Annotated in this window: 3 protein-coding genes; all 3 read right to left on the bottom strand. The window is 70.5% G+C overall.

What is annotated here, in order from left to right; all coding sequences use genetic code 11:
• Positions 1-28: 28 nt before the first annotated feature.
• Positions 29-748: a DUF2267 domain-containing protein gene (locus IJH84_RS14635; RefSeq protein ID WP_295145339.1), complete on the bottom strand. Its 720-nt coding sequence runs from the start codon at positions 746-748 to the stop codon at positions 29-31.
• 49 nt (positions 749-797) lie between these two features.
• Positions 798-1,265, bottom strand: a complete 468-nt coding sequence (locus tag IJH84_RS14630; RefSeq protein WP_295145336.1) for an SRPBCC family protein — start codon at positions 1,263-1,265, stop codon at positions 798-800.
• Positions 1,266-1,393: 128 nt separating this feature from the next.
• Entirely contained in the window at positions 1,394-2,434 is a 1,041-nt protein-coding gene (locus tag IJH84_RS14625; RefSeq protein WP_295145333.1) for an aldo/keto reductase, read from the bottom strand.
• Positions 2,435-2,658: the final 224 nt, after the last annotated feature.

The raw sequence follows: 2,658 nt of genomic DNA, 5'->3' as shown, positions 1-2,658 counted from the left end.
TTGCGGGCTCCTGAAACAGGCGCGGTCGTCAACCGCCGGAGCCGACCGCGCCGACCGCTTCGTCGATGCGCCGCGCGAGCTCCACGTCGAGTTCGGTGACCGCATCCAGCGAGCGTGTGCGCAGCGTGAACAGCACTCCGCTGGAGCGTTCCTCGATGCCGGCGTGGTGCGAGAGATCCTTCTCCGCCTGCTTCACCTGGTTCAGCAGCGGGGTGAGCCGGTCCGCGGGCAGGCTCACCTCCCGGCTGATCCCGGTGGTCGTGCCCGTCCAGCCCGGTAGCGAACGCAAGGTGCGCTCCAGCTCGCCCTGATCCAACGGGCGCGGCCGCTCATCGGCTCCCGCCGCCGCCCATTCCGGCGGCGGGCCGCCACCGGGCGGCGCGAACAGCACGCCGAGATCGCCGGGCAACCGGTGCTGCAACGACTTCGCCACGTCCGGATCCTGAGCCGCGAGCTGAGAGAGCACGGCCTGGGTCAGGTAGCGAGCGCGTTCCGGCGGCGCCCCGGCCTGGCCGCCGACCTCCTGCGCCAGGTCCGCCGGTTGATCACCGGAGCGCAGCGGCGCATCCCACGGGACGTCCTCGCGCAGCTTGCCTGGCAGCACCGTGGCGAGCTGCTCGCGGTCCGCCCCGTCCAAGTGCTGCACCAGTGCGGCGACAACGTCGATCGTGGCTCGCCGTGCTTCTTCGGCATCGGCCAGTTCGGCCTTCTTCCGGACTCCGTCGACGAATTCTCGGTAAGCGATCATCGCAGGTTCCTCCGCGGGCGCCCGCAGCATCCGCCGTGGCCGGTTCCGCTCAGCGCGGCGTGTCCGGCGGGATGCGCGGGCCGGTGTGCAGCAGCGGGTCGCGCTCCCCGCGCCGGGACTCCGGCACGCCCGGTTCGGTTTCCAGGAACACCTTGATCTGCGCGAGGCCGTCGCGGACCGCGCGGTTGACCTGCTGGTGCTGCTTGCGGGTCTGCGGCCGGAAGTCGACTCGGATGCTGATGTCGGTTCGCCGCTGTTGCTGCGGGGCGACGTCGACGAGGATTTCGTAGCTCGGCTGCGCACCGCGCAGGCGTGTGCGCCCGCCGGTCTCCTCGACCCGGACTTCGGCGTCGGTCGGCATCCCCTCGAAGTCGAGCCCGCACCGGAACACTCCGTCCCCGACGCGGCGCACCCCGGTCAGCCCGGGGAACGCCCTGGCCAGGAAGCTCGGTTCCGCGCACTGGCGCCGGACCTTGTCCGCCGGTGCGGCGACGAGCACGGACTCGGTGAACGACATCTGCTGCCTCCTTCGCGCGCCGGGAGTCCGGCACGAGCCTCAGCAGCTCAGTGGCCGGGAACCCCTGGTACGCCCGGGATTCCCGGCCACCCGATCGGTGAAACGACCACCGAGCCCGTCGAGGAGGTTCAGCCGTGCAGCGCCCGATCCGGCGCACCGAAGCGATCGGTCGCCGTGTTGGCCTGGTGCCAGTGCGGGTAGACCAGCCACGGCTTGCTGACCTCGTCGAGCCGCGCCAGCTCGTCCTGGCCGAGCCGGACTTCCGCGGCCGCCAGGTTGTCCTGCAGCTGCTCGTCCTTGCGCGCCCCGATCACCAGCGAGGTCACGCCCGGCTTGTGCAGCAGGTAGGCCAGCGAGATCTGCGCGGGTGAGACGCCGTGCCCGGAGGCGATGTCCACGACCACCTCGATGGTGTCGTAGAGCTTGTCCTCGTCGCGCACCGGCGGCTCGCTCCACTCCTCGGACAGATGCCTGCCCTCGGCGGCCTGCTGCCCCCGGCGGTACTTGCCGGACAGCAGCCCACCGGCCAGCGGGCTCCACACCAGGACTCCCAGTCCTTGATCGATCGATGCGGGCACGAGCTCGTACTCGGCGTCCCGGCTCTCCAGCGAGTAGTAGATCTGGTTCGCCACGAACCGCTGGTAGCCGTGCCGGTCGGCCACCCCGAGCGCCTTCATCAGCTGCCAGCCCGCGTAGTTGGACACCCCGAGGTAGCGGACCTTGCCGGAGCGCACCAGCGTGTCCAGCGCCTCCAGCGTCTCCTCCAGCGGAGTCTGCCCGTCCCACTCGTGCACGTGGTAGAGGTCGATGTGGTCGGTCCGCAGCCGCCGCAGGCTGGCCTCGGCCTGGCCGATGATGTGGTGGCGGGAGAGCCCTGCGTCGTTCGGGCCGTCGCCCATCGGCATCCGGACCTTGGTCGAGAGCAGCCAGTCGTCCCGTTCGCCCGCGATCGCTTCGCCGACGATCTCCTCGGCCGCGCCGGTCGAGTACATGTTCGCCGTGTCGATGAGGTTGACCCCGGCGTCGCGGGCCATGCCGAACTGGCGCTTGGCGCCCCCGACGCCGGTGTTGCCCAGGTTGCCGAACATGCCTTCCCCGCCGAAGGTCATCGTGCCCAGCGTCAGCGTCGAGATGCGCAGACCGGAACGTCCCAGCTGGCGGTACTCCACGGTCACTCCTCCTGTCGGTTCCGGAGATGGTTTCCCCGGTTGAGAACAACGAGCTCGGGATCGCGGTATTCCCGCGCGTCCCGTTCGACACGCAACGCCGTCGCGGACGTCACCGGGCCGGTTGGTCCGACGTGGCCGGAGGTGATCGATGCGACCGAAGGTGACGATGTAACGGCCCGCTCCAGCGTTCGTAGCGCACCTGCGTCCGTGCCGCTTCCCGATCG

Origin of the sequence: Saccharopolyspora sp. (assembly GCF_017434145.1) — a bacterium.
Taxonomy (GTDB): Bacteria; Actinomycetota; Actinomycetes; order Mycobacteriales; family Pseudonocardiaceae; genus Saccharopolyspora_C; species Saccharopolyspora_C galaxeae.
The sequence above is the reverse complement of the archived record's forward strand: the minus strand, read 5'-3'. Positions and strand labels throughout refer to the sequence as shown.

What these genes read in the sequence shown, in the direction of transcription:
- IJH84_RS14635 (WP_295145339.1), bottom strand. Translation starts at nt 748, where the DNA reads ATGATCGCTTACCGAGAATTCGTCGACGGAGTCCGGAAGAAGGCCGAA.
- IJH84_RS14630 (WP_295145336.1), bottom strand. Translation starts at nt 1,265, where the DNA reads ATGTCGTTCACCGAGTCCGTGCTCGTCGCCGCACCGGCGGACAAGGTC.